This is a genomic window from Nocardioides sp. (assembly GCF_036401255.1).
Classification (GTDB): Bacteria; Actinomycetota; Actinomycetes; order Propionibacteriales; family Nocardioidaceae; genus Nocardioides.
The window spans coordinates 1-4,731 of the sequence record NZ_DASWVI010000385.1 but is presented as its reverse complement, the minus strand read 5'-3'; the positions used below and the strand labels follow the sequence as shown (position 1 = coordinate 4,731).

General features: G+C 73.7%; 6 protein-coding genes and 1 pseudogene. 6 read left to right on the top strand and 1 reads right to left on the bottom strand.

What is annotated here, in order from left to right:
* Positions 1 to 307, top strand: a 307-nt coding sequence (locus VGD85_RS18035) for a penicillin acylase family protein (protein ID WP_331064817.1), incomplete at its 5' end; no start/stop codon positions are given.
* A 45-nt stretch (positions 308 to 352) separates the two neighbouring features.
* Here the strand turns inward: VGD85_RS18035 and VGD85_RS18030 are convergent.
* Positions 353 to 979 carry a 5-formyltetrahydrofolate cyclo-ligase gene (locus VGD85_RS18030; protein ID WP_331064816.1) on the bottom strand — a complete coding sequence of 209 codons (627 nt, stop codon included), beginning with the start codon at positions 977 to 979 and terminating at the stop codon, positions 353 to 355.
* Between the two features lie 23 nt (positions 980 to 1,002).
* Here VGD85_RS18030 and VGD85_RS18025 point away from each other — a divergent pair, with 23 nt between their 5' ends.
* The 5 genes and pseudogenes from VGD85_RS18025 to VGD85_RS18005 all read left to right on the top strand — a co-directional run.
* The gene (locus VGD85_RS18025; protein WP_331064815.1) at positions 1,003 to 2,382 is read left to right on the top strand and encodes a UTP--glucose-1-phosphate uridylyltransferase; all 1,380 of its coding nucleotides are present in this window, start codon (positions 1,003 to 1,005) and stop codon (positions 2,380 to 2,382) included.
* The gene (glp, locus tag VGD85_RS18020) at positions 2,375 to 3,607 is read left to right on the top strand and encodes a gephyrin-like molybdotransferase Glp (RefSeq protein ID WP_331064814.1); all 1,233 of its coding nucleotides are present in this window, start codon (positions 2,375 to 2,377) and stop codon (positions 3,605 to 3,607) included. The genes VGD85_RS18025 and glp overlap by 8 nt, the downstream gene beginning before the upstream one ends.
* Positions 3,608 to 3,610: 3 nt before the next feature.
* Positions 3,611 to 4,102, top strand: coding sequence for a cyclic pyranopterin monophosphate synthase MoaC (gene moaC, locus VGD85_RS18015; protein ID WP_331064813.1), 492 nt, complete (start codon positions 3,611 to 3,613; stop codon positions 4,100 to 4,102).
* The gene (locus VGD85_RS18010; protein ID WP_331064812.1) at positions 4,099 to 4,575 is read left to right on the top strand and encodes a MogA/MoaB family molybdenum cofactor biosynthesis protein; all 477 of its coding nucleotides are present in this window, start codon (positions 4,099 to 4,101) and stop codon (positions 4,573 to 4,575) included. Before moaC ends, VGD85_RS18010 begins: the two co-directional genes overlap by 4 nt.
* A pseudogene (locus VGD85_RS18005) lies at positions 4,541 to 4,731 on the top strand (hypothetical protein); the annotation flags it as partial. The gene VGD85_RS18010 and the pseudogene VGD85_RS18005, both read left to right, overlap by 35 nt.

Genomic DNA, 4,731 nt, shown 5'->3' with positions numbered 1-4,731 from the left:
GGCGGACCGCGGCGGTTGGGAGGTCGGTGGTGGGCCGGCGTCGGTCGACGCCACGGCCTGGGACGCCGCGCGGGGGTACGCCGTCACGAGCGCCCCCTCCCTGCGGATGGTCGTGTCGCTCGCGGACCTCGACGCCTCCCGCTGGATCAACCTGACCGGTGTCTCGGGGCACCCGTTCGCCGCGCACTACACCGACCAGACCGACCTCTGGGCCGACGGCGAGACGCTGCCCTGGCCGTTCACAGCCGCGGCCGTCGGCGACGCCGGCGAGGACGTCCTCACCCTCGAGCCGACCGCGGGCGACTGATCCCACGTTGACCCGCCCGAGAGTTTCGGGCGGGTCGACCTCGGATCAGCCGAGGCGGACGACCCCGGACGGGCTGGCGGCCCAGCCGACCGGCCGGTCGTGGGGCTCCACGGGCACCTCGATCCCGACCTCGTCGTCGTAGAGCAGCACGCAGGTGAACGTCCCCACCGGCACCCGCCCCAGGGCGCGGTCGTAGCAGCCGCCGCCCTGGCCCAGCCGCACCCCGGAGCGCGACACCGCGAGCCCAGGCACCAGGACCGCGTCCGCGGTGGCGATCGCGTCCGGGCCCAGCCGGGCCCCGGGCGGCTCGAGCAGTCCCCGGCGCGCCGGCACCAGGTCGCCGTCGTACACGGCCCAGTCGAGGTCGAGGTCCGGCAGCACCACCGGCAGCAGCACCCGCTTGCCGGCGGCTCGCAGCGCGTCGAGCAGGACGCCGGTGCCGGGCTCGCCGCCGATCGAGGCGTACGCCGTGACGGTCGCCGCCCGGCGTACCTCCGGGACGGCCATCAGGTGCTCGGCGATGGCCCGGCCGGCCTCGCCGACCTCGCCCACCGGTCGCCGGTGCCGGGCGGTCAGCAGGCGGTCGCGGACGGCGGTCTTGGCGAGAGACCGGCCGGGTGACTGACCGGGTGACTGACCGGGTGTCTGGCCGGGTGATTGGGAGCCGCTCACGGGGGAAGCCTACGATCGTGATCATGGGTAGCGCTGGCTTGAAACGGGCACGCGACAAGATGGCCTCGGCGGGTGTGGACGAGGTCGCCATCGAGACGTTCGCCCACTACTACCGGCTCCTCGAGCACGGCGAGACGGGCATGATCCCGGAGTCGTCGATCGAGCCGGTGGACATGGAGTCGCTGGCCGCGGTCGCGGTCTCCGACGAGGACGCGGCGCAGGCGATCCGCACCACCGCGGTGATCAAGCTCAACGGCGGGCTCGGCACCTCGATGGGCATGGACCGCGCCAAGTCCCTGCTGTGCGTGCGCCGCGGGCTGTCGTTCCTCGACATCATCGCCCGCCAGGTGCTGCACCTGCGCACGGAGTACGGCGCGACCCTGCCGCTGACCTTCATGAACAGCTTCCGCACCTCCGACGACACCATGGCGGCGCTCGCGCGCTACGAGGACCTGCCGGTCGACGGGCTGCCGCTGGAGTTCCTCCAGAACAAGGAGCCCAAGCTCCTCGCGAAGGACCTCTCCCCGGCGAGCTGGCCCAAGGACCCCGACCTCGAGTGGTGCCCGCCCGGGCACGGCGACCTCTACACCGCGCTGCGCGGCACCGGCCTGCTCGAGCGGCTGATCGAGGCCGGCTACGAGCGGGTGTTCGTGTCCAACTCCGACAACCTGGGCGCGGTCCCGGACGCTCGGGTCGCGGGCTGGTTCGCGACCTCGGGCGCCCCGTTCGCGATCGAGGCGGTCCGGCGTACTCCCTCCGACCGCAAGGGCGGCCACTTCGCCCGGCGCAAGATCGACGGCCGGATCGTGCTGCGCGAGACCGCGCAGACCCCGGCGCAGGACCAGGAGGCGCTCGCCGACCTCGACCGCCACCGGTTCTGCTCGACCAACAACCTGTGGTTCGACCTGGCCGCGATGAAGCACGCGCTCGACGTGCGCCAGGGCATCCTCGGCCTGCCGCTGATCCGCAACGTCAAGACGCTCGACCCCAGCGACCGCTCGACGCCCGAGGTGATCCAGATCGAGACCGCGATGGGCGCGGCGATCGAGGTCTTCGAGGACGCGCGGCTGATCGAGGTCGGTCGCGACCGGTTCGTGCCCGTCAAGACCACCAACGACCTGCTCGTGCTGCGCTCGGACGTCTACGACCTCGGCCAGGACTTCGTGCTCGACCAGTCCGCCCCCGAGCTGCCGTTCATCGACCTCGACGAGGACTACTACAAGCTCGTCGGGGAGTTCGACAAGCGGTTCCCCGACGGTGCCCCGTCGATGAGGAAGGCCAGCTCGCTGCGCATCGAGGGCGACTGGACCTTCGGGCACGGCGTGCAGGTCGTCGGTGACGTCGCGTTGTCCGCATCCTCCGCCCAGCGCATCGACCCCGACACCGTCCTCACCGATGGCTGAGGGGCTCACCTCGGTCGACGACCACCTCGCCCGGATCCTCGCGGCCGTCGAGCCGCTGCCGGACTTCCCGCAGCCGCTGATGGACACCCTCGGCCTGGCCGCGGCCGAGGACGTGGTCGCGCCGATCGGGCTGCCGTCGTTCGACAACTCCGCGATGGACGGGTACGCCGTACGCCACGAGGACGTCGTCACCGCGACCGAGGAGACCCCGGTGCACCTGCCGGTGGTCGGCGAGATCGGCGCCGGCCAGGCCCAGCTGCTCGCGATGTCGCCCGGCACGGCGGTCAAGATCATGACCGGGGCGCCGGTGCCGGCGGGCGCCGACAGCGTCGTGCCCTACGAGTGGACCGACCGGGGCGTGGCCCAGGTCCGCATCGAGCAGGCACCCACCCGCGGCCAGCACGTCCGCCCGGCGGGGGAGGACGTCGCCGCCGGTGACGTCGTCCTCTCGCACGGCACCGTGCTCGGCCCGCGACACCTGGGTCTGCTCGCCTCGGTCGGCCGGGCGACGGTGCGGTCGCGGCCGCGTCCGCGGGTCGTGGTGATCTCGACCGGCTCGGAGCTGCGCGAGCCCGGCACCGAGCTCGGCCACGACTCCATCTACGACGGCAACTCCTTCCTGCTCGCCGCCGCCGCCCGCGCGGCCGGCGCGATCGCCTACCGGGTCGGGATCGTCCCCGACGAGCCGCGGGCGTTCCTCGAGGCGCTCTACGACCAGCTGGTCCGCGCGGACCTCGTGGTCACCAGCGGCGGGGTCTCCCAGGGCGACTTCGACGTCGTCAAGGAGGCGCTGAGCCCGCTGGGCACCGTCTGGTTCGGCGGGGTGGCGATGCAGCCGGGCAAGCCGCAGGGCTTCGGGCACGTCGGCGAGGACCGCACCCCGATCTTCACGCTGCCGGGCAACCCGGTGTCGTCGTACATCTCCTTCCAGCAGTTCGTGCTCCCGGCGATCCGCAAGCTGATGGGCCGCACGCCGTATGCCCGCCCGGCGACCGGCGCCCGCCTCACCCACGACCTGCGCTCCCCGCTGGGCAAGCGCCAGTTCGTGCGGGCGGAGTACGCCGTCGACCGTTCGGGGCCGTCGGTGACCCCGGTCGGCGGGCACGGTTCCCACCTGATCGGCGATCTGGCATCGTCCAACGCGCTGGTCGTGGTGCCCGACAGCGTCACCGCGCTCGCGGCCGGCGACCAGGTCCAGGTCCTGAGGCTCGACGAGGAGTTCTAGACGATGCCCGATTCGCCGCAGCGGCTCACCCACGTCGACGAGTCCGGGGCGGCGCGGATGGTCGACGTCAGCGGCAAGGACGTCACGGCCCGCACCGCGACCGCGTCCGGGCGGGTGCTCGTCTCGGCGCGCGTGGTCGCGCTGCTGCGCGGCGAGGGCGTGCCGAAGGGCGACGCGCTCGGCGTCGCCCGGGTCGCCGGGATCATGGCCGCCAAGCAGACCCCGGCGCTGGTGCCGCTGTGCCACCCGCTGGCGATCTCCGGGGTGACGGTCGACCTGACCGTCGCCGACGAGCCCGAGCCGTGCGTGGAGATCCGCGCCACCGTGCGCACCACCGACCGCACCGGGGTGGAGATGGAGGCGCTGACCGCGGTCTCGGTCGCCGCGCTCACGGTCGTCGACATGGTCAAGGCGGTCGACAAGGCCGCGGTGATCACCGACGTGCGGGTCGAGACCAAGTCCGGTGGCCGGTCCGGCGACTGGAGCCGCGGATGAGCCTGCGCGCCGAGGTCGTGGTGGCCTCCAACCGCGCGGCGGCCGGCGTCTACGAGGACACCACCGGCCCGCTGATCGTGACGTTCCTGCAGGAGCTGGGGTTCGCGGTCGACGCGCCGGTGGTCGTCCCCGACGGCGATCCCGTCGGCGCCGCGATCGCGGCCGCCGTGGAGGGCGGCGCCCGGGTGGTGCTCACCACCGGCGGCACCGGGCTGACGCCGACCGACCTCACGCCGGAGGTGACGCGGCCGCTGCTGGACCGCGAGGTGCCCGGCATCGCGGAGTCGATCCGGGCCCACGGCGTCGCCCAGGGCGTGCCCGCCGCCGCGCTGTCCCGCGGGCTGGCCGGCGTCGCCGGGACGTGTCTCGTGGTCAACCTCCCCGGCTCGCGGGGCGGGGTGAAGGACGGTCTCGCCGTGCTCCGGCCCATCGTGGTGCATGCCGTGGAACAGGTTGCCGGAGGCGACCATTGAGGCCGAGCGTGGGGAGCGACCACTGAACGGCTGGCCGGCCCGGCTGACCAGCGACGAGGTCACCGTCCGCCCGCTGGCGTTCTCCGACGCCGCCGCCTGGCGCGACGCGCGGCGCCGCAACGTGGCGTGGCTGCGGCCGTGGGACGCCACGGTGCC

Bases quoted from the DNA above. Each gene is read 5' to 3' on its own strand.
- VGD85_RS18025 (WP_331064815.1), top strand. From the start codon at position 1,003: ATGGGTAGCGCTGGCTTGAAACGGGCACGCGACAAGATGGCCTCGGCG.
- glp (WP_331064814.1), top strand. From the start codon at position 2,375: ATGGCTGAGGGGCTCACCTCGGTCGACGACCACCTCGCCCGGATCCTC.
- moaC (WP_331064813.1), top strand. From the start codon at position 3,611: ATGCCCGATTCGCCGCAGCGGCTCACCCACGTCGACGAGTCCGGGGCG.
- VGD85_RS18010 (WP_331064812.1), top strand. From the start codon at position 4,099: ATGAGCCTGCGCGCCGAGGTCGTGGTGGCCTCCAACCGCGCGGCGGCC.